23 protein-coding genes are annotated in these 24,784 nt (G+C 42.9%); 10 read left to right on the forward strand and 13 right to left on the reverse strand.

From position 1 onward, the window contains the following. Nucleotide 1 precedes the first annotated feature (1 nt). Nucleotides 2-349 carry a hypothetical protein gene (locus tag ACYVNW_RS07085; RefSeq protein WP_460679148.1) on the forward strand — a complete coding sequence of 116 codons (348 nt, stop codon included), beginning with the start codon at nt 2-4 and terminating at the stop codon, nt 347-349. Nucleotides 350-425: 76 nt separating this feature from the next. On the opposite strand, the gene ACYVNW_RS07090 is transcribed toward ACYVNW_RS07085, so the two are convergent. After that, nucleotides 426-1,100 (reverse strand): lipid-binding SYLF domain-containing protein, encoded by a 675-nt coding sequence (locus tag ACYVNW_RS07090; RefSeq protein ID WP_460679149.1) that lies wholly within the window; start codon nt 1,098-1,100, stop codon nt 426-428. Between the two features lie 138 nt (nt 1,101-1,238). On the opposite strand from ACYVNW_RS07090, the gene ACYVNW_RS07095 reads away from it, so the two are divergent. Both ACYVNW_RS07095 and ACYVNW_RS07100 read left to right on the forward strand, forming a co-directional pair. Continuing rightward, entirely contained in the window at nt 1,239-2,225 is a 987-nt protein-coding gene (locus tag ACYVNW_RS07095; protein WP_460679150.1) for an acyl transferase, read from the forward strand. Nucleotides 2,226-2,288: 63 nt separating this feature from the next. Next, a complete protein-coding gene (locus tag ACYVNW_RS07100) occupies nt 2,289-3,008 on the forward strand; it encodes a PH domain-containing protein (protein ID WP_460679151.1) in 720 nt (239 codons plus the stop codon). Nucleotides 3,009-3,043: 35 nt separating this feature from the next. Here the strand turns inward: ACYVNW_RS07100 and ACYVNW_RS07105 are convergent, their stop codons facing one another. From ACYVNW_RS07105 to tyrS, 3 genes are all read right to left on the reverse strand, one after another. Continuing rightward, the gene (locus ACYVNW_RS07105; protein WP_460679152.1) at nt 3,044-3,493 is read right to left on the reverse strand and encodes an RES family NAD+ phosphorylase; all 450 of its coding nucleotides are present in this window, start codon (nt 3,491-3,493) and stop codon (nt 3,044-3,046) included. Beyond that, a complete protein-coding gene (parS, locus tag ACYVNW_RS07110) occupies nt 3,493-3,939 on the reverse strand; it encodes a type II RES/Xre toxin-antitoxin system antitoxin (RefSeq protein WP_460679153.1) in 447 nt (148 codons plus the stop codon). The genes ACYVNW_RS07105 and parS overlap by 1 nt, the downstream gene beginning before the upstream one ends. An 86-nt stretch (nt 3,940-4,025) precedes the next feature. Beyond that, nucleotides 4,026-5,312 carry a tyrosine--tRNA ligase gene (gene tyrS / locus ACYVNW_RS07115; protein ID WP_460679154.1) on the reverse strand — a complete coding sequence of 429 codons (1,287 nt, stop codon included), beginning with the start codon at nt 5,310-5,312 and terminating at the stop codon, nt 4,026-4,028. A gap of 132 nt (nt 5,313-5,444) precedes the next feature. Between tyrS and ACYVNW_RS07120 the strand changes: the two genes are divergently transcribed. Next, nucleotides 5,445-6,113: an ACP phosphodiesterase gene (locus tag ACYVNW_RS07120; RefSeq protein WP_460679155.1), complete on the forward strand. Its 669-nt coding sequence runs from the start codon at nt 5,445-5,447 to the stop codon at nt 6,111-6,113. On the opposite strand, the gene ACYVNW_RS07125 is transcribed toward ACYVNW_RS07120, so the two are convergent. Further along, entirely contained in the window at nt 6,110-7,381 is a 1,272-nt protein-coding gene (locus ACYVNW_RS07125) for an MFS transporter (protein WP_460679156.1), read from the reverse strand. The two genes, ACYVNW_RS07120 and ACYVNW_RS07125, sit on opposite strands and share 4 nt — an antisense overlap. Before the next feature lie 203 nt (nt 7,382-7,584). Here ACYVNW_RS07125 and rpsA point away from each other — a divergent pair, with 203 nt between their 5' ends. Next, entirely contained in the window at nt 7,585-9,540 is a 1,956-nt protein-coding gene (rpsA, locus tag ACYVNW_RS07130; protein ID WP_460679157.1) for a 30S ribosomal protein S1, read from the forward strand. A 202-nt stretch (nt 9,541-9,742) separates the two neighbouring features. Here rpsA and ACYVNW_RS07135 read toward each other — a convergent pair whose 3' ends face one another. Beyond that, entirely contained in the window at nt 9,743-12,430 is a 2,688-nt protein-coding gene (locus ACYVNW_RS07135; protein WP_460679158.1) for a hypothetical protein, read from the reverse strand. Between the two features lie 343 nt (nt 12,431-12,773). Here ACYVNW_RS07135 and pyrR point away from each other — a divergent pair, with 343 nt between their 5' ends. Next, the gene (gene pyrR / locus ACYVNW_RS07140) at nt 12,774-13,316 is read left to right on the forward strand and encodes a bifunctional pyr operon transcriptional regulator/uracil phosphoribosyltransferase PyrR (RefSeq protein ID WP_460679159.1); all 543 of its coding nucleotides are present in this window, start codon (nt 12,774-12,776) and stop codon (nt 13,314-13,316) included. A 138-nt stretch (nt 13,317-13,454) separates the two neighbouring features. Continuing rightward, nucleotides 13,455-14,378 (forward strand): aspartate carbamoyltransferase catalytic subunit, encoded by a 924-nt coding sequence (locus tag ACYVNW_RS07145; protein WP_460679160.1) that lies wholly within the window; start codon nt 13,455-13,457, stop codon nt 14,376-14,378. Between the two features lie 110 nt (nt 14,379-14,488). Here ACYVNW_RS07145 and ACYVNW_RS07150 read toward each other — a convergent pair whose 3' ends face one another. The 7 genes from ACYVNW_RS07150 to ACYVNW_RS07180 all read right to left on the reverse strand — a co-directional run bounded on the left by ACYVNW_RS07150 (nt 14,489) and on the right by ACYVNW_RS07180 (nt 21,820). After that, nucleotides 14,489-15,349, reverse strand: a complete 861-nt coding sequence (locus ACYVNW_RS07150; RefSeq protein WP_460679161.1) for a hypothetical protein — start codon at nt 15,347-15,349, stop codon at nt 14,489-14,491. Between the two features lie 77 nt (nt 15,350-15,426). Next, on the reverse strand, nt 15,427-16,734 hold the full coding sequence (locus ACYVNW_RS07155) for a flavin monoamine oxidase family protein (RefSeq protein WP_460679162.1): 1,308 nt from the start codon (nt 16,732-16,734) through the stop codon (nt 15,427-15,429). 80 nt (nt 16,735-16,814) lie between these two features. After that, nucleotides 16,815-17,576 carry an MBL fold metallo-hydrolase gene (locus ACYVNW_RS07160; RefSeq protein WP_460679163.1) on the reverse strand — a complete coding sequence of 254 codons (762 nt, stop codon included), beginning with the start codon at nt 17,574-17,576 and terminating at the stop codon, nt 16,815-16,817. Next, a complete protein-coding gene (locus tag ACYVNW_RS07165) occupies nt 17,573-17,845 on the reverse strand; it encodes a hypothetical protein (protein ID WP_460679164.1) in 273 nt (90 codons plus the stop codon). The genes ACYVNW_RS07160 and ACYVNW_RS07165 overlap by 4 nt, the downstream gene beginning before the upstream one ends. Before the next feature lie 90 nt (nt 17,846-17,935). After that, nucleotides 17,936-18,223 (reverse strand): hypothetical protein, encoded by a 288-nt coding sequence (locus ACYVNW_RS07170; RefSeq protein WP_460679165.1) that lies wholly within the window; start codon nt 18,221-18,223, stop codon nt 17,936-17,938. A 123-nt stretch (nt 18,224-18,346) separates the two neighbouring features. Continuing rightward, entirely contained in the window at nt 18,347-19,024 is a 678-nt protein-coding gene (locus ACYVNW_RS07175) for a LolA family protein (protein ID WP_460679166.1), read from the reverse strand. Between the two features lie 90 nt (nt 19,025-19,114). Continuing rightward, complete coding sequence (locus tag ACYVNW_RS07180) at nt 19,115-21,820, reverse strand: FtsK/SpoIIIE family DNA translocase (protein ID WP_460679167.1); 2,706 nt, start codon at nt 21,818-21,820, stop codon at nt 19,115-19,117. 88 nt (nt 21,821-21,908) lie between these two features. Here ACYVNW_RS07180 and ACYVNW_RS07185 point away from each other — a divergent pair, with 88 nt between their 5' ends. From ACYVNW_RS07185 to ACYVNW_RS07195, 3 genes are all read left to right on the forward strand, one after another. Beyond that, nucleotides 21,909-22,547, forward strand: coding sequence for an ankyrin repeat domain-containing protein (locus ACYVNW_RS07185; protein ID WP_460679168.1), 639 nt, complete (start codon nt 21,909-21,911; stop codon nt 22,545-22,547). Nucleotides 22,548-22,633: 86 nt separating this feature from the next. Continuing rightward, nucleotides 22,634-22,867 carry a hypothetical protein gene (locus ACYVNW_RS07190; protein WP_460679169.1) on the forward strand — a complete coding sequence of 78 codons (234 nt, stop codon included), beginning with the start codon at nt 22,634-22,636 and terminating at the stop codon, nt 22,865-22,867. Nucleotides 22,868-23,501: 634 nt separating this feature from the next. Beyond that, entirely contained in the window at nt 23,502-24,764 is a 1,263-nt protein-coding gene (locus ACYVNW_RS07195) for an alkaline phosphatase family protein (RefSeq protein ID WP_460679170.1), read from the forward strand. Nucleotides 24,765-24,784 lie beyond the last annotated feature (20 nt).

Genomic DNA, 24,784 nt, shown 5'->3' on the forward strand with positions numbered 1-24,784 from the left:
CATGCTCATCCTACTCATTTTTATATTAGTGTTTGCCTGTGGTTTTATACTGCCTTGGTGGCTCATCGCCGTTATTGCATTCGGTGCTGCGTTTTGGCTGGCACATTCAGCGAGTCAGGCATTTTGGTCGAGCTTTATTTCTGTATTTGTGGCTTGGGTACTGTTGGCTATGCTCAAAAGCGCACCGAACCAGCATGTGCTGGCAACACAGGTAGCCAGGTTATTTTTCTTGCCACATTGGACGCTCATTATGGCAGTAACCGGTATTTTAGGAGGATTGGTTGGCGGCTTTGCGGGCTTAACCGGTTATCTATTCAAAAGCGTGTTTAATTACCAGGGAGCCGAGTAAGCATAGAAAAATCCGCTATCGTTAGATATATTTATCCAAGATAGCGGATTGTGAAATTGAAATCTGTAATAAATATTTACAGCGCCCGCAGAGCGGCTTTTAAATCAGCAACAGATGATGATGAAGATTTAGCTGTAGTAAAAATATTTTGCGAACTGGTGCCCGAGCCATAAAAGGCAGCGTTAGCCGATTTGTCTATAGCCAGGTTAGTACCGTTTACAGTTAAGCCGGCAAATAAACCACGGCTGCGCGAGTAAGAATATACTTCGGCTTCTAATTTGTAGTCGGTGCTGGCCGAAGAGCTGCGGCCTACCGGACCGGCAGCAGCAGAGATATCGCCTCCGATGGTAAAATCACCATTTTCAACTTTGGTTAACACGCCTTTGTGGCGAAACACCAATACTAAATCAACACTTTGCACACCAATTTGAAAACCGAAGCTACCACCAGTCAGGGTTACAAATACCGGATTGCTCCAGCTGCCGTCATCCAATTTTACCATGGCTACGCCACGACCACGTTTAACACCAACCGCTAAACCCGCGTTCAGCATTTTAGGAATGACGATGATACCCTGAGTTTCCTTCACCAGTTCGGCAGGTATCTTTTCTTTCATACCTGAAAACTGCTTCAATACCGCCGTAGCAGATTGTAGGCGTTCAGTTTCCTTATCTGCCGCCGGGCTGGCTGATACCAAAATGAAGAAGAAACATAATAAAGTGGGCCATAAAGCCAGTCTGATATTGTTCATAGTTGTAGATTTTAAGTAAATAAAAAACTAATTTCCTTTGCTCATTTTAACCTGAAAGCACATAAATGGTTTTGCTAATTTCAGTCCTATGGATTTTTGCTTCGGGTTTGCCCTTTCAATTAATTGTATATTTGCGCCATGCACAAACCGCAACAGCAGCATATATTTTCCATACAAACTCCGGAAGCATTTGAACAAGCCGCGTTGGATACTTTCAGGTATCAGGCCGTTGCCAACCCTGTTTATGCGCAGTTTGTACAAGGCCTAAATGTGCAGGTTGAAATGGTTAACCGCATGCACGAAATACCTTTTATGCCGGTTGAGTTTTTTAAATCGCACCAGGTAATTACCGAACAGCAGCAGCCACAGGTTACTTTCACCAGTTCGGGCACCACGGGCATGATTACCAGCCAACATTTAGTAGCCGATGTAAGCTGGTATGAAATGAGCTTCCGCAAAGCTTTCGAGCTATTTTATGGTTCGGTTACTAATTATTGTGTATTGGCTGTGCTACCGTCCTACTTAGAGCGCCAGGGATCATCCTTAATTTATATGGCTGATGACTTGATTAAACAATCCCGGCATCCGGATAGTGGTTTTTATCTATACAATTATGCCGATTTGCATCAGCAGTTACTGAAGCAACAACAGACTGGCCAGCCCACTTTGCTTATTGGCGTTACTTTCGCCCTGCTCGATTTTGTAGAGCAGTATACTTTAAATTTTCCGGAACTGATAGTAATGGAAACCGGCGGTATGAAAGGCCGGCGCAAAGAAATGATCAGAGATGAGCTACATAGTATTTTAAACTCCGGCTTTGGCACAGTTGCCATCCACTCTGAATATGGCATGACGGAATTGCTTTCTCAGGCTTATTCCAAAGGCAGCGGTATATTTGAATGCCCACCCTGGATGCGCATTATCACCCGTGACACCAATGACCCGCTACACTTGTTAGGCACTAACGCCACAGGAGGTGTCAATATCATTGATCTGGCAAATATTAACTCTTGTTCCTTTATTGCTACGCAGGATTTAGGGCGTGTATACGAGGATCAATCTTTCGAGATTTTGGGCCGGTTTGACAATGCCGACATCCGCGGCTGTAACTTGCTGGTGGCCTGATGAACATTACATTTGGTAATCAAATTTTATTATTTTTACCCTGAAATAAACCATCAACACCCGATGATTGAAAAATTTTTGAATGATCAGCAGGATCCTAAAGCGGTTGAAAAAGTATACTCCCGCCTTACTGACCTGCTTACAACAGATGAGCAAATCATCTATATAGCTACACAAAAGAAACCGTTGGTTAACCTTTTTCCGGATTGCGTGGCTTTAACCAATAAGCGCATTCTGTTCTTTACCCCGGCTAACCTGGGCCTTTCCATTAAGTTTATCGATTTTGTATGGAAGGATATTGCCGATGTACATACCAAGGAAGAAATTATAGGCGCCATTTTTAGCGCCACTACTGTAAATGGTTCCGAAATGGGTGTAGATTACTTACCAAAAGTACAGGCCCGTAAATTATACCAGTACTCGCAAGAACGTAAAGAAGCCGAGCGCGAAGCCCGCCGCCTGCGCGAACTGGAAGAAAAGCGCGCAGCTTCAGGCGCTTTCCAATTTGAAAATGCAACGAAGCATGAAGTTCCTGCACCACCCGTTCCCCCTGCTGCACCGCAACCACCGGTAGCTGCAACTATACAACAACCTGTATATGCACCGCCTGCACCTGCGGTTACCCCGGTTCCTCCTCCGGCACCAGCCGCGGAACCTGCTGTAACAGCAAAACCTGATGAGCTGACCGAAAAGCTGAAAAAACTAAAAATGCTTTTTGATAACAGCCTCATCTCGCAAGAGGAATACAATCAAAAAAAAATGGAATTATTAAGTGATTTATAAATAAGAAAGCCTGCTTATTGAGCAGGCTTTCTTATTTAAATCAAGCGTTCATCAAAGTTAAAATCTTCCTGGTGAGTAATCTTCACCTCTGCCATTAACGGGTGTAATGGGTTAAGTACATAATTATTCTCTTCTTTTACAATAGCTGAAGGTACGCTAAGCAATAAGTGTTTATTGGCTTTCAAAAACTTGTCGCCCAATTGTTTTAACTGCACAGGTTCGGGGTACTCCTTCCAGTTTTTAGGCAGATGCTTTATATCAACCTTTAAGATATCATCGGGCGCCTCAATGGTAATTACACAATAACCGGCCGGCAATAAAGTAGGCGGTAAATGTACCAGCACTTCGAGCACCGCTAGGGCTCTTGACGAAGCCAGGTAAACTGCCGGTTTGCCTAGGCTGTTCCAGCGGCCGCCATACAAGCGTGCACCAGTGCCGCTCAAATCATGAATATACTGACACTTGGCAATCCGATATAACAGCATCAGGCAAAAATACCGTGTTCAATGCGGCCCAGTTCTTTGAAAATCATATCGAAGCCGATAGAGGTATCTAATAAGGATGCCGGAGTTTCACCTTTATAAATATGCGCCGGGGTTTTCATCCATTGTTTAAATTTATCCATGGATCCAAAAACTTCCTCACCGCGTGTATACAGGCGGGCCAGTTCAATGGCCTTTTCGGCATACTCGGTTTTAATAACGGCGTTATCTTCGTAACGTTGAAGCGTGCGGTCAGAAATGTGCATTACCTCTGCCAGTTCTTGCAGTGTAAATGAGATTTTTTGTGCTAAAGACAGCAGCACCTTTTTGGGTAAACCCTGCCGGGAAAGATTTAAGATATCAAAATCAGTGGATGCACGGGCTGGGGTAACTCCCTGGAGTAATTGATAAAAAGAGTCAAATGAACCTATGGGAAGATAAGCTGCCATAGGTTCATTAACTTCATTTATGATATTATGTTTCTTTTTGTACGACATTTATCCAAATTTATTTACAAAATGTCGTATTATCAAATTTATTCAGCGGTAATTAAAAAATAGTTTCTTTTCCCTTTCTGGGCAATCAAAAACTTCTGATTAATCAATTGTGCTGTAGTAATTTTTTCATCTATCGCACCTACTTTACTTTTGTTGATAGATACGCCGCCGGCCTGAATCATTTTACGGGCTTCACCTTTAGAATTAAATATAGCAGTCTTTGCTCCCAATAGCTCAACCGGGTCTATACCGTCGCTTAAATCTGCTTTGCTGATACTAAATTGAGGAACGCCCTCGAACAAGCCCAGTACTTCCTCATCATTCAATTCGTTTAAAAACTCAATACCGGTGTTACCAAATAAAAACTCTGATGACTTAATAGCCTTTTCGTACTCCGCTTCGCCATGTACCCGGATGGTAATATCTTTAGCCAGCGCTTTTTGTAAAGCGCGCAGGTGTGCAGCCGCTTCATGCTCTTGCTCTAAAGCTACAATTGTGGCTTCGTCAAACAGCGTGAATATCCGTATAAAGTTTTTGGCGTCATCGTCGCTCGCATTTAACCAAAACTGGTAGAATTTGTAAGGTGAGGTTTTAGCCGGATCAAGCCAGATATTACCACCTTCGGTTTTACCAAATTTAGTGCCGTCGGCTTTTTTAATCAACTGTGTTGTTAAGGCATAAGCCTCTCCGGCATCTTTGCGGCGTATTAACTCCGTGCCGGTCACGATGTTTCCCCATTGGTCAGAGCCGCCCATTTGCAGGGCGCAGTTTTTATTTTTCCATAAATAGTAAAAATCGTAACCCTGCACCAACTGGTAAGTAAACTCCGTGAACGACATACCCGTGTCACCGTTCAGGCGGTTTTTCACCGAATCTTTGGCCATCATGTAGTTTACGGTTAAATGTTTACCTACATCACGGATAAAATTCAGGAATGAAAACTCCTTAAACCAGTCGTAATTGTTTACCATTTCGGCACTATTGTCGGCACCGCTTTTAAAATCCAGAAATTTTTCCAACTGAACTTTGATGCTTTCCAAGTTATGCTGCAATACCTCTTCAGACAGCAAATTACGCTCTTGCGATTTACCCGAAGGGTCGCCTACCATGCCGGTAGCCCCGCCTACCAGTGCAAAAGGCCTATGCCCGGCACGTTGAAAATGAATTAGCGTCATGATCTGCGTGAGGTGGCCTACATGCAGGGAATCAGCCGTAGGGTCAAAGCCGATATACCCTGATACCATACCTTTATTCAGTAAATCCTCAGTTCCGGGCATTATATCATGCAGCATGCCACGCCAGCGCAGTTCTTCAACAAAGTTCATTTTTCGAGTTTCTATTATTCAACCGGCAAATATATAACAATCAGCCGAACAGGTGATTGAAAACAAGCAAGCTAATATTAGCTGTAAGATTTGAGCAGAAAGCAAATTTTATGTAAATTGCTTAAGCTATTTATGAACTTCCTCTCCCATTTTTATTTCGACCGCCATTCTATTAACTGTTACCATATTTTGGGAACGGTAATGCCCGATTTACTTAAAAATGCAGATAAAAGCGCCGTGATTCATCCCGAAAAGCTAAGTCACAGCAATCCGGAAATTCAATCCATTATTAACGGTTGGAAAAAGCATTTAGAGGTAGACCGGCATTTTCACAATTCGGATTTTTTCAAAACCCATTCCCATCGACTCAAGCTGCATTTGCTGCCGGCGCTGGCGGGCTCACCCGTAAAACCCTTCTTTTTAGGCCACATTGCAGTAGAACTAATTTTAGACAACCTGTTGTTAACGGAAAGCTTAATTTTAGCAGACGACTTTTATAACCATTTAGAAGGTTGTGAAGATGACGTTATCCATGAGTTTTTAAGCTTTAGCGGCTATACTGACTCTAACTTGTTTTTACGTTTCTACACCAACTTTAAGAAAAGCCGCTACCTGCAATCGTATATCGAAGTTAACCAGGTGGCCTATGCCCTGAAACGAATTTGCATGCGCATCTGGAATCATCCTTTCAGCCCTGAACAAGAAGTACAGCTAAATGACTTATTAGCAGATTACCGCTTGCGCCTCAAGGCAGACTTTCAATCCATCTATCAGGAAATTGAACGACAATTAACAGCTTAAACTGAGTTGGCGTTTTCCAGCACCGGTGTAGTTTCTTTGTTCCTGTTAATTTCTTGATTACGCATACGCTGGAACAGCAGGCCGAAAGCAATAGCGGTAACTACCCCGATCGCCCCCTGTACAAATAATACCGTTTGGGCGCTTACATGGTGCGCACCTAAACCGGCCACAAAGCTGCCCAGTGGCTGCATACCCTGAAAAGCCATTACATAATAGCTGATTACCCGCCCGCGCATATCATCAGATACGGTGGTTTGTATAAAGGTGTTGGTACCTGCAATCTGCATCATCATACCCATGCCCGATGGCATGATAAATAACAAAGCCAGCCAAAAACTATGGCACAAAGCAAACAGGGCAATACTTAAGCCGCATAAAATGCTGGAATAAATAACCACCCGTTTAATGTGTAATGTGTTCTTTAAACTCGCCATGTATACGGCACCAAACAATGCTCCCAAACCCGAAATACTGTTGAGCAAGCTATAGGTACCGGCATCACCTTTAAATATATCTTTGGCAAATACCGGCATTAAAGTACTGTACGACATTACAAAGAAACTGGTACAGGCCATCAGCAAAATCATTAGCTGTATGTTCTTTTCATGCCTTAAGTAATTCCAGCCCTGCTGCAGGTTCTCCCAAACGGTTTGTGTAGTTTTCTTTATCTCCATAGGAGGTAGTTTCATTAGTAATAACGAAACTATTACGGCAATAAAACTGATAGCATTTAACAAAAAACAAATGCCCGTGCCTACAGTAGTCAGCAATATACCCGCCACGGCAGGGCCCAGCAAACGCGCCAGGTTCACCATAGATGAATTGAGCGCAATGGCATTCTGCAAATCCTTTTTATCATCAATCAGTTTAATCATTAATGATTGCCTTGCAGGAGTATCAAAAGCATTAACTACACCCAAAACAGCGCTCAGTATAATAATGGTAAGTAAATGATAGGTATGTGTAAGCACGAGCACCGCCATAATGGTAGCCTGCACCATGGCCGAAATTTGAGTAGTTAACAAAACCTTGTAACGGTTATGCCGGTCTGATATAGCCCCGCCGTAAGGCGACAGGATGAGCGTAGGTATTTGCCCCGCAAAATTTACAACACCCAGCATCAGCGCCGAATGTGTTAAACTGTATACCAGCCAGTTAACCGAAATCCGCTCCATCCAGGTGCCTATGAGCGATAGCGACTGGCCTATAAAATATAACCGGAAATTGGGGTAGCGAAGCGACCGGAAAGTGGCAGACAAACGTTCCATGCAGTAGTAGATATATACCAATGACAACGCAATTCAACTTTAGTTCATTGTAAATTCAAATACCCCATCATTCAAATCTGCCACTGGAATGACAAAAGCGTTTCATTATCAGCAATTAACATTTAAAATAATTTTTTGAACTTAAAATATATCCCTACCTTTGCGCTTCCAATTGAATTGGAAAAAAGGAGAAAATTTATTTAATGGCAAAAAAACAAGAAGCAGAAAAAGAACTTCAAGCAAAACAAGCTGAGCTGGGTGCAGTAAATGCATCTGCTCAAAAAGAAAGCATTGAATCAGAAGCTGATTCAATCTCGATTGAAGAAATTAAATCGAAAATTGCAGCCGCCCACGACGATTTCGACTGGGATGCTGATGACAAAAAATTCGGTAACTACAGCAACGCCGACCGTGAGAAATTTGAGAAAATGTACGATGTTACTTTTAACTCAATCAATCAGGGTGAAATTATTAGCGGTACTGTAGTTAGCATTAATGCAAAAGACGTGGTATTGAACATCGGCTTCAAATCTGATGGTATGGTATCATTGTCTGAATTCCGTGACATGCCCGAGCTTAAAATCGGCGACGAGGTTGACGTATTTGTAGAATCTCAGGAAGATGCAAACGGCCAGCTAGTGCTTTCACGCAAACGTGCGAAAACACAAAAATCATGGGAGCGCATTAACCAGGCTCTTGAAAATGATGAAATCATCACCGGCTTTGTGAAGAGCAGAACCAAAGGTGGTTTGATTGTAGATATTATGGGCGTTGAAGCCTTCTTACCAGGTTCACAAATTGACATCAAGCCTATTCGCGATTATGATGTTTATGTGGGTAAAACTATGGAGTTCAAAGTTGTTAAGATTAACCACGAGTTTAAAAACGTAGTGGTATCGCACAAAGTGCTGATCGAAGACGATTTGGAAAACCAAAAAATTGAAATTGTTGCCCGCCTTGAAAAAGGTCAGGTACTGGAAGGTACCGTTAAAAACATTACTGACTTCGGTGCATTTATCGACTTGGGTGGTGTTGACGGCTTACTGCACATTACTGACATTTCATGGGGACGTATTGAAAATCCGAGAGAAGTATTAGCACTGGATCAGAAACTGAACGTGGTAGTATTAGACTTTGATGATGAGAAAAAACGTATCGCCCTGGGCTTAAAACAACTGACCCCTCACCCTTGGCAAAATTTAGATGAAGCCATCCAGGTAGGTTCAGTAGTAAAAGGTAAAATTGTTACCGTGGCTGATTATGGCGCATTCCTGGAAATCACCCCTGGTGTTGAAGGTTTGATCCACGTATCAGAAATGTCATGGTCACAAAACCTGCGCAGCCCTCAGGAATTCCTGAAAGTAGGTGACGAAGTTGAAGCTGTTGTTTTAACTTTAGACCGCGAAGAGCGCAAAATGAGCTTGGGCATTAAGCAATTAACGCCTGACCCATGGCAAAATGCTGCTGATAAATATGCAGTAGGTACCAAACACGTAGCTACCGTTAAAAACATGACCAACTTTGGTGTGTTTGTGGAGCTTGAAGATGGCATCGACGGTTTAATTCACATTTCTGACCTGTCATGGTCTAAGAAAGTAAATCACCCTAATGAATTTACCAAAGTTGGTGAAAAATTAGACGTGGTTGTATTGGAACTGGATGTTGAAAACCGCAAACTGAGCTTAGGTCACAAACAATTGGAAGAAAACCCTTGGGATACTTTTGAAACTATCTTTACAGTAGATTCAATTCACCAAGGCACTGTATTGAAAGTGACTGACAAAGGTGCTATTGTAGCTTTACCTTACGGTGTTGAAGGCTTTGCGCCAACCAAACACCTGGTGAAAGAAGATGGCAAGAGCGTTAAAGCTGAAGAAACCGCTGATTTCAAAATCATTGAGTTTAACAAAGACAGCAAACGTATTGTTATTTCTCACTCACGCATTTGGGAAGACCAACGTGCTGAAGCTCGGGTTACCGATTTCGAAAACCGTAAAAAAGAAGCAAAAGCTGCTAATAACGCGGTGAAAAAAGTAAAAGAATCTGTTGAGAAATCAACCTTAGGCGATTTAAGCGTACTGGCTCAATTAAAAGAGCAAATGGAAGGCGCTGAAAACGATGCCCGCAAAGGCAAGAAGTCTGACGATTCTGCTCAATAAGCATTAAATAAACTCCCTTTATAAGCCCTGCAGCGTTTGTTGCGGGGCTTTTTTGTTAGCACCCAATTACTACTCAATACACCTTATCAACTTATAGCGGTTTTAAGAGAGATGGATTTAGCAGTAGAACAACAAAACTGAGCTCTGCTGCTCTTAGTTGTGCTTGCAGTTCAGATACACATTTAAAAATTTAGGCGATGAATTAGCGCTCACTCGTTTTCAATTCAGGTAGAGTAGACGCTTTACCAATAGTAATACGTTCTGTAGCTACAGCATATCGTCCGTTCAAGTCTGTACCTTCAATCTTTATAGTGTATGTGCCTGGCTTGTCCGCTGCATAAAATGAAAAGCTGGCCTTACCTGAATTGCCGGTAACCAAATTGGGTTCCCAATGTAATGTTGATCTGTAGCCGGCAATATCAGTTGCATCTGTTTTGTAACGTGGCCGGTAAAATTCCCGATAATTTTGCACTGGTAAAGGGCGATATACATACGTACCGGGTTCGGGAAGTCCCCACGGCCCCTTTCCGCTCCGGGTAGAAATTACAATATAGGTCTTCAGGCCTTCTAAAACCTTTATGCTGGTTACTTCTTCAGCATTTACCGCATTCAGGTAGTAATGCAGATAGTCGTTGTATGATGAAAGTATTCCGGATGTCATGGGCCCCTGTGTACGCCAAACACTTACACCGTCAATAACGAAATCAACTATTAAGTTGGCTTTGTACGTATAGTTCTTGTAAGCTTGTTGAACAATTTTATGAAATTTGTCTATGCAATAAGCGTTTGTTTCTTTAAATTCAGGTAACCTGCGGTACAATAAGTCGGCTAAACTTGAGCGGCGCGCAGCAATTAACTCTTTGGTTGTTATTTCATCTGCAGTAAATGCAAAATCATCACCTATAGGTACACCTTTCTTTTTAGCCTTAATTACAACCTCTTTTAGCACATTGCCATCAAGACCGCCAGATGAAACAAGTTGGTTTTTTTTCTGCATACCGAAATAGTAGTTCAATAGAGTACTATCCGTCGCTACATTCCACGGCATCAATTGTTCAAAAGGCAAGGCTTTTACAGGGCTGGGTTTAAACTCATTCAATTCTACAGTTGCAGCCAAAGCTTTATGTTTACTATTGTAAAGCTTTAATACATAAGCAGCAGTATCCACATTAGGCAAATCAGTAAAATTAAATTCACCGTTCTGATTGCTCACGGTATCCATAAACAGCATCTGACTATTGCTTTTAAAAAACAAGGTAATTTTTGCGTCCGAAACCGGCTTTTTAAACATCCCCGTCAATCGTCCCGATAAGCGGTTATCCGGTTCCGGCGGGTATGAAGGTGCGGTTAAAGGCCCCGCAGCTAACTGCCAGTTAAAAGCGGTCCAACCTTGTGTCAGCAATAAATTATCCAGGTCTTGTTTAGCTTCAGGCGAATTTTGCATATAATACTCAGGTTGCTCTATGTTACCTTTAAGCTGCGAAGCAAGCAGTAAATGAGTTAATATATTTTCTTGGACAGTATGTTTAACCTGCGAATCATCAGTAACGGCAACCGAAAAGCTGCCGGTTACCCCTTCGCCTTTATGATCTGTAATTGAAATTTGTAAAGGGATGCTGTCAAGCGGTTGGTAACTTTGTTGCAGGCCGGCTACTTTAACGTTAAGCCTGACATCGCCCGGCATATAAACCAAACGCTCCATCAGTGGAGCACCTTTAGCATTTAGTACAGCGAATTGAACCAATCCGGGTGTGAACACTCGTTTAGGGATATGCAAAATATAAAATGCGTTTTTGAGACTAAATTCATTGCAGATAAATACATCAGCTGTATTTTGGCTCATTAAATAGTAAGTATCGCCCTGCCTGGCCACTTCAGGAGTTGCATACACATAAACCAGCACCGTATCTGCACTGCTGATATTATTTACTTTAAATGTGATGCCTTCAGGTTTAACCGGCGCTAATGTTACTGTTTGTGCTTTGCCTCCGTCTGTTCTGGTATAAACAGCCCTATAAGTTTCGTTGGCTTTTGGAGCAAACAAAAAGCTGCCCATTCCTAAATGTGATGATTGAAAATTTGCGACTTCCTCGTTTGCACTGTTTATAATATGTCCCTTCACATTTACACCAAGCCCGTCCTCGCCTATTGCCTTAAACCCTATTTTGGTATACAAGCCATTAATTAAATGCCCTCCCTCCGGCATAAATTGTAAATCTATTGGCCCATCCTCCTGTTTTAATATGATGGGTATTTGCACTACCTCCTGTTTATTTTTGTCAGCAATGCTAAGTTTAATGTTATTGTTTTCAAAACCCTGATGTAGCTCTGTATCAAACCTCAAACTTCCATCTCCGGAGGTAAGCATCTTTTTAGCTATTATTGCTTTATTACTTCCGCTCAATGTGATCAGCACATCCTGATAGGCGACAGGCACTTTATCAATTCTTGTCAGTTTCAAGGCTAAGTCCATTTTCCGGCCGCTGCCCGTGTTTTGTATTACATGCTGCTCACTCACCAGCCACGATTTTTTTCGAGGAATACCAATACTGAAATTTTTATAGAAATATACACTTTCTCCAAAGTTTTGCTGCCATTTGGTGTAGGCCCTTACCACATAAGTACCCTGCTTATATTGAAGCACAGGTAAAGCTATATAACCGCTGGCCAGACCGGCATTAACAGGTAAAGCAAACTGTTCAACCATCCGGCTGCTATCATTAAACATTTCTATATATAACTTGCTGCTTAATGCGGAAGCAAAGCCGTTAGAAGTTACATAAGCCTTAAACCAAATTGTGTCTCCCGCTGAATAATAAGGTTTATCGAAATGCAGGTAAACTTGTTCGGGCGGGTAAGTTTTATGGTAAGCTGTTAATTTGTTGAGCACCGTTGCATGCGGATTGGATGCGATAGCCTGAGCTTTTAACTTACAAGGCAAGCTACAAATAAGTATTAAAGCAATACAGTATATAAGCCAGCCCTTATACGTTGACACTTTCATAGGATAGAGGTTGATGATATACCTCTGCAGTATTTTGCATTGGTACATTTAAATTTAGAGAATATTATCCAATGATTTGACTCTGATTGCAATTTGAGCCTTACTATATATGGAAATGATCGATCTTTGAAAGCAGTATGCCTTTCTACCTGACTGGATTTCGATATTAGTTGATATAATTTACCTGAATAGGCAATATTTTATACCTTTGCCAAAATCTACGCAACGGATGCAAACACTAACTTTGCTTGACGGTCAGAAATTCCAAATTACCATTCAACGCCTTTGCCGGCAGCTCATTGAAAATCATAGTGACTTCTCAGAATCTGTAATTATTGGTATACAACCGAGGGGTATTTACCTGGCCCGCCGGGTAGCCGAAGAATTACGGCAGATTTTACCCGGCAGTACCATTTTACAAGGCGACCTGGATACTACTTTTTACCGCGATGACTTTCGCCGCCGCGAATCGCCTTTGGTACCTAATCAAACGAAAATTGATTTTATTATTGAAGGTAAGAAGGTAATCATGATGGATGATGTGCTTTGGACCGGCCGCACCATACGCTCGGCTATGGATGCCATGCTGGCCTTTGGCCGCCCGCAAAAAGTAGAACTGCTCACTCTTGTTGACCGCCGCTACTCCCGCCAGTTACCTGTTTATGCCGATTATGTAGGCATTGAGGTAGATTCTATTGCTTCTCAAAAAGTGGTGGTAAGCTGGAAAGAAACTGACGGGGAGGACCGGGTGGTGCTGGTTTCAGATAAGTAAGTTACATAATTGATATACAAATTACGCCATTGCAAGGAACGAAGCGATCTCTCTGCACATAAGTAAATAAGCACGCATAAAGATTGCTTCGTTCCTCGCAATGAGGTGACGAAGAAATACAATAACAATAAATTAAAAATGGCACTCAGCACACGGCATTTATTAGGCATTAAGGATTTAAACGTAAACGATATTCAGCAGATTTTTGAAACTGCGGATACCTTTAAATCAGTTTTAAACCGCCCTATTAAAAAAGTACCATCGTTGCGTGATGTAACCATTGCCAATATCTTTTTCGAAAATTCTACCCGTACCCGCCTGTCATTCGAATTGGCAGAGAAACGCCTATCGGCTGATGTGGTGAACTTTGCGGCATCATCATCATCGGTAAGCAAAGGCGAAACCTTGATTGATACCGTAAACAACATACTGGCCATGAAAGTGGATATGGTAGTGATGCGCCACCCCTATGCAGGTGCTGGTGTATTTTTATCCAAGCACATTAATGCTCAAATTGTAAACGCGGGTGATGGTGCGCATGAGCACCCTACTCAGGCTTTGCTCGATGCCTTCTCTATCCGTGAAAAATATGGCGATGTAGCCGGTAAAAAGGTAGTTATTGTGGGCGACATACTGCACTCCCGCGTGGCGCTATCCAATATTCTTTGTTTAAAACAGTTAGGCGCCGAAGTAATGGTTTGTGGCCCTACCACTTTGATTCCGAAATATATTAAATCATTAGGTGTACAGGTAGAGCACAACCTGATTAAAGCCTTAAACTGGTGCGATGTAGCCAATATGCTGCGCATCCAGTTGGAGCGTCAGGATATCAAATACTTCCCATCCTTAAGGGAGTACACCATGTTGTACGGCCTAAACAAACAGATACTGGATTCACTTGATAAGGAAATCACTATCATGCACCCCGGCCCTATTAACCGTGGTATTGAAATTACCAGCGATGTGGCCGACAGCAAACAATCTGTGATTTTAGATCAGGTAGAAAATGGGGTGGCTATACGCATGGCAGTGTTGTACCTGCTGGCGGGACAGACAGTGTAAATTAAGTTTTGAATTGTCATTGCGAGCGGTAGCATGGCAATCGCTTGCTATTCGAGGCGCAGATGCCTCCGTGCGGTTGCCACGCTACTGCTCGCAATGACAAGTTTATATTATTTCTGCAAAACAGTAGTACCCGTAGTGCTCACATTGAATAATACATCAGCGCCACCTTTGCTGGCATCAGCAGTGTGCACTTTTACGTTCATATCAGACTGAAAAGATGATGGATACTGCTCTTTAATCTCATATACCATACTGCCGGTACCCGAACCGGTTACTGTAGACTGCATACCATTTTTATTGTCCATAAAATTGGTGCTTTGCTTAATATCAAAATAAGCCTTAGTACCCGATACGCGGCTCAGGCGGTACGTTACTTTGGTAACTGCATTCTCCGGCATTTTCATTTTGCCGCCCATCATGTCAAACTTTACGTCCTGAGTAAAGCTCTCGCCTACTTTAAAAGTTTTATTGATGGCCTGCATACGGTTCATCATCATCCCCATCATGGAATTGATACGGTTGAGAGTAGAATCAGGAAGATGCTTGCCGGAAACCGAATCAATGTGCAGTTGTCCATCAGTAGCCGAAGTTGTGGCATAAACAGCTTTTCCGTTCAGCATACCCACAGGTACCGGCAATTGCTGACCGTTGATTTTGGGCTGGGCAACTACATTGTTTAAGCGCATAGTAACCGGCACATTATTGCCGCTTTGCGCACCGGTAGTAATATCTACATCGGCGGAAGCGGTTACAGCCAATGTGGTATTAGGCGCAATGCCTTTGGCCTTCAGGCTGTCGGCTACACTGCTATTGCCTTGTGCATTTACCGTACCATTACCGCTCATATTTACTTTTGTTAAATAATGGCGGTTAGGCAAGTATTTGAAACTTAATTTTACTTGTTGCTGTGCCTGTACAGCGAAAGACAAGCCGGCAACCAGGCAGGCGGTTATTAGAGGGATTCTCATTATGTAAATGTATTTATATCAGTAAATTATACGTGATTTACATGCATATCGTATGCCAATAATGAGTATATATTCAATTATTTCGATAAAATTTGTTCAGCTGTAAATTTTCCGCTTTGCAGGGCGGCTTCAACTGTACCCATAGCCGGGCCTTCATACAAATAATCTCCTGCAAAATAAATGGTTTGCTGTACGCCTTTGTTTAACAACTGCCTCGAGGCGTGTGCAGGAACGGTATCATAAGCATAAGAGCCGCAAGTGTAAAGATCGGCCGACCAATTGGCCACATGCCAGGCCACCAGTTTAGCTTTGATATCGGCAGGGGTATAATTAAATATATGAGATAGAGATTGCAAGGCTTCTTCCAGTAATTGCTCATGGGTATAATGCTTTACTTTACCGGCAGGTAAGCCACCCAGCCAGCCGGTTAATAAAGGCGTATGCCTGGGGGCCTGTGTCCACCAGGTAGGTATGGTTTCTTCGCTGAATAAGAAACCCATGTTTTCTAAATCACCTGCCTGCATTTGCCCGGTGGAATAGGTTTCCCAAAACTTGTCCTCAAACTGCAACAATATTTTAATAATATCGCCAAAGCCCATTAGTTGCCAGGCTTCAGTTTGCTCCGCAATAGCCGGCGTAAAATTAATGGCAGCGGCGGCTGTTTCGGGCTGCTGCAATACCCCCAAAGGTATGGCTACAATTATCTGATTTCCTTTAAATCGGTCGCCGCTATCGGTAACTACCTCTGCATGGTTTGCCTGCCAGTTTAATTGCTTTACTGGCTCATTTAAATAAATGGTTGCCCCGGCTTCGCGGCAGGATTGTACCAAATAATTGATTAGCGAACAATAGCCGGCACTCAGGCGGTGCTGTGCACCTTCATCCTCATTTTGCCACTCCTCGCGCAAGGCGAATGAACTGATCTTATCAGGGTCGCCGGTATCATAACCGGCCACATATTGCCTGATGGACGTTTTGAAGGCATCATACCTGGTATCCGCAAAGTGTTCGGCTAAAAACTGAGATAGCGGCTTGTCTTCCTTCAGTTCATTTAACTTTTGCAATAACTCTTCCCAGTAATCATCCTGGGCTTCATCTTTACTAAAGGTTCCGTTTTTAACGCGCCACATCTCACCTCCGGCTGGTTCAATCTTCAAACCGGCTTCCTTGGTCAGGCTTAGCGTAAGCGGCAAATCGCCATGAATGAACTCTGCACCTAATTCAGCATTTTTAAAAAACAGGGTATGGTTAAGGGTATGAATACGGCCGCCTGTGCGGTTGCGGGCTTCGAGTACGATTACACGTTTACCGGCTTTCGCCAAAGTAAAGGCAGCCATCAGCCCGGCAGCGCCCGCACCGATTACAATAATTTCAGCATGTTCCATAGGTAACCGCAAAGTAAGTAATGCTGATTACACTAAACAAAAAAGTTTTAAATAGATGTGCGGATGGGCACATCCCTCACTCATATCTCCAGCTTTAAACCATCATACGCCAGTTCTATCCCTGGCGGTAGTTGCGGGTTAACGTCAGCATACTTACCCAGGCGATGACTAATATGTGTAAAATATGTTTTTTCGGCACCTATTTCCTGGGCGAAAGCAATGGCTTCATCATAGGTAAAGTGTGAAATATGTGGTTGCTTTTGCAGGGCGTTCACAACCAATATGCGTGTACCTTTAATTTTCTCCCGCTCTTCGGGTGCCACCGTTTTAGCATCAGTTATATAAGTAAAGTCACCTACCCTAAAGCCGTTCACCGGCAATTTATAATGCAATACTTCAATAGGTGTAAATGTTATACCGGCTGCTTCGAAAGGTTGATTAGTAATGGTATGCAAACGTACCTCGGGTATGCCCGGATATTTATGCTCGGCAAAAATGTAATAAAATTCCCGACGTAACGCTTCCTGGACCCGTACATCGGCATATACATCCATAGCCGACTGCTGCTTATAGTTAAAAGCGCGGATGTCATCTAAACCCGCTATATGATCTTTATGGGCGTGGGTAAATACTACGGCATCCAGGCGCTTCACACATTCGCGCAGCATCTGATACCTGAAATCGGGCCCGGTGTCTATCACTATTACCCTGCCATCCGCTTCAATCATGATGGATGAACGCAGACGTTTGTCGTGCTTATCGGTAGATAAACAAACCTCACAATCGCAGGCAATCATGGGTACACCCTGCGAAGTTCCCGTTCCTAAAAATGTAATAATCAAAGCTGTAGTTGGGTTTGTTGTACCTGATGCAAGAGGGCCAGCTGCTTATCATCCAACAGGTGAATATCTACCTGTAAGGTTTGTAACAGGCTAATAATAGCCTGTATTTTATTTTCGAGGTTCGAAAATTTGTTGACCACAATTACCTTACTGTTTTGCAGTACGCAGGCACCGGTTTTAAAGTTGCCTTTCTCATAACGAACTTTATACCCTGCACATTTCAGCAGTGTTTCCAGTTTTTCGAGCGTATGGTTGGTTAACGGCAGCATCAGATTTCAAAAATAGCAAATCGGCCACTATTGTTTGAACAAAAGATTCCTTTTGGTATAACACGATGCTCTGCGTTTAACAGGCATGATTTAATCAAGGCTCAGGTAAACTGTAATATTAATGGTATAATCGTACTTTTCGCCAGTTTGCTTCGGCTCGTAAATACTGGTAGGCCACGAGTAATGTTCAATCGTAATATCCTCAATCTGATAATCGGTATTGTATATAGAGAGCGGCTCTCCGGTACCAATCTGGCCAATTTCGCGGTGGGTAATTGCTTTTTTAAAGTGGTCGAGGTCTGAAGTACAAAAAACGGTTTCATCTTCGTAAATGAACATAAAACGGGTAGCTGAATTGGTGGCAAGTGGCGAAATCATAATAACAATATTAGGTTGATGACTTAATAATACCCGGTAACTTTAAATATGTATAATAATATAAAAAGCCGGATGTTTGTTTACAACCGGCTTTTTAATAAAATATAACTTATAATTTACAAATTACCTTAAGTCCTCCACATTCACACCAGGATGTGCTTTGGCATCAAACGTAAAATAGGTGCCGGCAAGCTTAGGGTTTGGAATAAAATTACTAAGCGTATATGTATAATGCGTACCATTTTTATCAAACAGCTGTGCACTATGGATTAATTTAGTAGCAGGGTCAATCAGCAACTTCACTTTAAAAATGGTTTGCGAAGCACTGGTAGGGCTTAACTCTATAGCCTGGTAAGTTTTACCGGCCGATTTTTGCAAACCGGTGTACAGATATTTATATCCTTTTTCATACATGGTAAATAAACTGGCCGGGTTAAGACCCGAAGCGCCATTATCTATATTGTTTACCTGCACCTCGTTATCACGTTTCAGGTAAGTCCACTGGGTTTTGCCATCGCTGATGATTTCCTGTTCTACCGCACGTTTACTTACGGGGCTATACAAGGTTACCTTAAATTTGCCGGTGCCTGATTGCGATACCAATGTACCCGACTGCGAGCCGCGGGATTCGTTTTGCGGGCTGGACATGGTCATCACAAAATCGGTTTTAACGGTACCGTAGCTTTTATATTTTTTACCTACCTGGCTCAGTATGCTTTTAGCCTGTGCATCCTGCTGGGCAAATGCGGCACTATACCCTACTATGGTAAACAGAATAATGAAAGTGAATATTTTTTTCATGGTGTGTTAACTCTTAAAATGCTTTAATGTTTATAGATGCACTTGCTATTTATAAACACTAAAGCTTAGAGCTGATATCCGGCACAAGGTTTAACTACTTTTCTTTTGCAGTTCTTCGAGGTGGCGCTCCAGGCTGTACTCATCGGGGTATAGTACCTCGCGTGCCTTGCTGCCTTCAAACGGGCCTACTATACCTGCGGCCTCCAATTGGTCAATAATTCGGCCTGCACGGTTATAGCCCAGTTTAAGCTTACGCTGAATGAGCGAAGTAGAACCTTGCTGATGCAATACAATTAATCGGGCGGCATCCTCAAACATCGGGTCGCGGTCGTCGGGGTCAAACTCTTTCGGGCTGCTGCCGGCTTCGCCCTCGCCTACATACTCAGGCAGCAATAAAGCGGTAGGGTAGCCGCGCTGCTGGCCGATGAAATCAGATATTTTTTCAACTTCTGGCGTATCCACAAAAGCACACTGCAAACGGATCAAATCACTACCCGTTGCCAGCAGCATATCGCCACGACCAATCAACTGGTCTGCACCGCCGGCATCCAGAATGGTACGTGAGTCAATTTTAGACAGTACACGGAAGGCCAGACGGGCCGGGAAATTAGCTTTAATGGTACCGGTAATAATATTTACCGATGGGCGCTGCGTGGCAATCACCAAGTGAATACCTACCGCACGGGCCAACTGGGCCAAACGGGCAATCGGCATTTCCACCTCTTTGCCTGCAGTCATCATTAAATCGGCAAACTCGTCCACAATCAATACAATAAAGGGCAGAAAGCGGTGGCCGTTCTGCGGATTCAGTTTGCGGTTTACAAATTTAGCGTTGTACTCCTTCAGGTTACGTACTTGTGCGTCTTTTAATAAATCATACCGCTGATCCATTTCAATACACAGCGAGTTCAGCGTATTGATTACTTTCTTAGTGTCAGTAATTACCGCATCCGCCTCATCGGGCAGTTTAGCCAGGAAGTGACGTTCTATTTTACGGAACAGGGTTAACTCCACCTTTTTAGGGTCAACCATTACAAACTTCAACTCCGATGGATGGCGCTTATACAACAGCGACACCAGTATAGCATTAATACCTACCGATTTACCCTGACCGGTTGCCCCCGCTACCAGCAAGTGCGGCATTTTGGCCAAATCGGCAATAAATACTTCGTTAGAAATGGTTTTACCTAAAGCGATCGGCAAATCCATGGTGGTGTTCTGGAATTTCTCGGTAGCGAGTACAGAACGCATCGACACCATCTCGGGATGCTGGTTAGGCACTTCAATACCAATAGTACCCTTACCCGGCATTGGGGCAATAATACGGATACCCAGGGCAGCCAGGCTCAGGGCAATATCATCTTCCAGGTTTTTGATTTTGGAAATACGCACACCCGGTGCCGGGATGATTTCATACAGGGTTACTGTAGGACCAATGGTTGCCTTTATTTTCTCAATCTCGATATTGTAATGGTTCAGCGTTTCAACAATTTTGTTCTTGTTGGCTTCCAGTTCTTCTGCGTTTACAGAGATTTTGTTGGAGCCGTAATTTTCCAACAAGTCGAGGGTTGGGTATTTGTAAGAAGCCAAATCCAATTTAGGATCATACATACCAAACTCGGCCACCAGGCTGGCAGCATTTATATCGGCCTCACTTTTCTCTATCGCCAATTCAGGTAAAGGCCGGGTTTCCTCTACTGTTAACGGGATTTCCTCCAGTTCAGGTTCTACCTCGGTTTGTTCAATGGTAAGCTTCGGGCTTAGCTCAATGGGCTCGGGCGATAACACTACCGGCTCATGAATCATGGTGTTGGCCAGCACAGAGTTGGCAATCACCGATTGCGGCTGCACAGGCGCATTCAGCATAGCCTCTACTACCGGCGATGGCTTGGTGATGGGCTGCTGTGCCAGTTTCTCGTTAAGGGTTGCCGGTTGGGGCGGGGTAACCAATGGTGCATTATCGCGCAAGCGGTTATTGCCACTTCCCTTTGGCCATTCAACGGGCTCAGAGATGTGCTCATCTTCTATATGCACTGCATCTGGTGTGATATCATTAACCGGCGATGATACGACCATCTCTCTCTTTCTGCGTTCGGGCAGTTTAAAGTCGATGTTGTAGGCAACCACCAAAGCAGTAAGTGCAGTAAAGATTAATAAACATGCGGTACCGGCATCTCCTATTTGCGCGCCCAGCAGGCGGTTGGTCCAGAAACCGAACTCTCCTTCTAAAAAGTGAGGATAATCGGCCACCAAGCCATGCACAAAGCCAATGGTTACAGATATAAAAATCAAGCCGAACAAAGCATACGCCAGCGTTTGCCTAACCGGGAACAGTTTCACTTTAAACAACAAGCGATAACCCAGAATGAAAAACACCGCGACAAACAAAAACGAGGCAATACCGAACCATTCATAAATAAATTGGTTGGCCAGTAACGCTCCAAATTTACCGAGCCAGTTGTTCACCACCGGTACTTTCAGGCCGGCATCCAGCAATTCCTGCTGGGTTTTCATTAGGTTATGCCATCCGCCATTAGCAGGGCTTACATAGCTCTGGTCATCCTGCCAGGTGAACAAGTAAGAAGTGAATGCGATCAGGAAAAATACAGATAAAACCAGGCACAGCAATCCTACTATTTTTACTACACGGCCGTCGCGTAAATCAAACGAAGGCAAGCGCTCCAGTTTTTGCTTTACAACACGCTCACGCTCGGTGCGGCCTGTGGCGGCCGACTGACGGGGGCGGTTTTCATCTTTAAATGAATTGGTTCTGAATTGATTTCCTTTTGGCGGCATCCTGTCTCACTTATTATACAAATATAGTTTTTCCGGCTAATTCATTTGGCACGATTTTTACTTTACTCTTAATACAATAACTTGCTTTATGGGACAACTTGAATACTACATCACAAACGAGGATATCAACAGCCTGAACATGCTGCTCTCTACCAATCCTGCTCTGGCTAAGAGTTATGCGGATGATGAAGTGTCTCCGCTAATGCTTTCCTGTTATTATAAAAAGCCGGCAGCGACTAAACTATTACTTAAATATCTGGACAAAATCGATTTATTCGAAGCATCGGCGGCCGGCAAGTTTGATATGGTGGCTTATTTGCTGTTCACCAATCCCGATTCGGTAAACGATTTTAACGATGATGGTTTTACCCCATTGGCGCTGGCTTGTTATTTTGGCCATTATGAAGTTGCCCGTTACTTGATTTTGAAGGGTGCTGATGTAAACCAGTGCTTAAATAACTCGCTGAATATTTGCCCTTTACACCTGGCTGTAGCGAGTAATAATATAGACATTGTACGTATGCTGATTGAGCACAATGTACAGATTAACGTACAGCAGTCATCAGGTATCAACGCCTTACATTATGCGGCTAAACACGGCGATCCGGATATGCTGATCTTACTGTTGGAAAACGGAGCAGTTGACATGCCGATGGAAGACGGTAAACTGCCTGCCGACCTGGCCCGCGAACAAGGATTTACTGCTATAGCAGATATATTGAATTAATTTGATTTGGTACAATAGCCGCAATGGCAAATTGTATCAAATCAAAAAACTGCTTTTCTTGTTATTTAGTGACCAAACAGTAAATTATGAAAGCAGAAAAGACCTTGATGATTACCGGAAAATTATACCAGGAAATTAAAGCACACCTGCAAAACAACGATAGCTACGAGTATAATTGCGGCACCGGACTCAATCCGCACATCATTAAGATTACCGATATATCACTCGATACCGACCCGGAATTTACCCGCAACCCAAAACAATACGCTAAGGTACATGATGATAAAAGTGTACAAGTAGTGGCTGAATACGAGGATTAATTATTCTACTTACATACTGTGAGATAGCATTATTCACTATATGCATTAATTTAACTAACGCATAGTACACTTTGTAAGTTCAAACAACCGAAAGCCTTTGCTACTGCAAAGGCTTTCGGTTGTATAGAAGTTGTACTGCCGAAAGTGTATCCTCATTACATGCCCTTGATAATGGCAAATGTGCTTGCCTGCTAAATTCTGTTTGTATTTTTATCCATAAGGCACTTACAGCAAACCCAACCAATTGAATAATTATTGCGGAGGTATGCAACAACTGCGTATGTGCAAATGCTGTTATGCAGTTGCAAAGCAGATACCCATGGGTTGCAGATTTTCATTTAAGCAGCTTAACAGCTACTTATTTGACTTTTGGAACAATTAATTATTTCAGTGCTTCCTTTATGATGTAGGCACATAAAAATTAGAATATTTTTGAATAAAACAGTCATAACGAAAAGTTATATTAAATCATTAAACATTTAATTTATAACCATTTGTGATAACTACCTCAGTTAAATATTTATATCACTATTTCCCGTTCTCAACATCTGTTCAGGACACTTGCTTAGTTATCCACCTTTGGGAAATTAAGTATAATGAATACTTACCTTTGAAGTAATAGTAAGTAATATAAATGAAGCGTTTGATACTTTTAACGGCTGCCGTTTTAATGGCTGCCTGTACCTTTGGGCAAGATACCGCACAGATTGTAATACCGGGCCGGGTCAACAGCCCTGAGCAGCAAAAGAAGCCCTATGTGATTATGATATCCGTTGATGGATTCCGGTATGACTATGCCAAAAAGTACAATGCTGTACACCTGCAGCAATTGGCTAAAAGCGGTGTTGAATCAGAAGCTATGATCCCCTCCTTTCCATCGGTTACCTTCCCTAATCACTATACTTTGGTGACCGGCTTGTACCCATCTCACCATGGATTGGCCAACAATAACTTTTTAGATCGTAACTTGAAGGAGCGCTATGCTTATAACGGTAAAATGATAGGCGATGCAAAATGGTATAAAGGCGATCCGCTTTGGGTACTGGCCGAGCAGCAACACATGCTGACCGCCAGTTTTTACTGGGTAGGATCTGAAGCCCCTATCAATGGTATCTACCCTACTTACCGATATCCATATAACGAGAAGATTTCTATTGAAAATCGCATAGGTACGGTAATGAACTGGTTGCATTTACCTGCTGAACGCCGTCCGCACTTAATTACTTTTTACTTTCCTGAGGTAGACCACGCCGGTCACCATTTTGGCCCAGATGCACCAGAAACCAAACAGGCAGTGGCATATGTTGACTCGGCAGTTAACGAGCTGAATAAAGCGGTAAAATCTACCGGTTTAAAAGTAAGCTTTGTATTTGTATCTGACCATGGGATGGCAAAGGTGGATAATGAACACCCATTGAACACACAGGCTTCAATTGATACCGCTAAATTCACTGTGGCTATGGATGGGGTGATGCTGGAACTTTATGCAAAAGATAAAAGTGCCATTCAGCCTACCTACGAACAATTAAAAAAAGATGAGAGTAAATTTTCGGTATACCTGAAAAGCCAGATGCCAGCGTACTTACATTATGGCCCGCGAGATGATTACTATAACCGCATAGGCGACATATTACTACTCGCTAAGTATCCGAATGTATTTGGCAGAAATACAGATCAACACAAAGTAAGCCCTGCTACCCATGGTTACAACCCACGTTGGGTACCACAAATGCAGGCAACCTTTTATGCCTGGGGGCCTGCCTTCAGGAAAGGTGTGATGGTAGAGCCGTTTGAAAATGTAAATGTCTTCCCTGTGGTAATAACTATTTTGGGAATCAACAACCCACACAAAATTGACGGCAAAAAGCAGAATCTTGCCAGTAAAATATTAAAATAACCCTTATGCCCTGATACAGA

It is taken from the genome of Mucilaginibacter koreensis, from assembly GCF_054783355.1.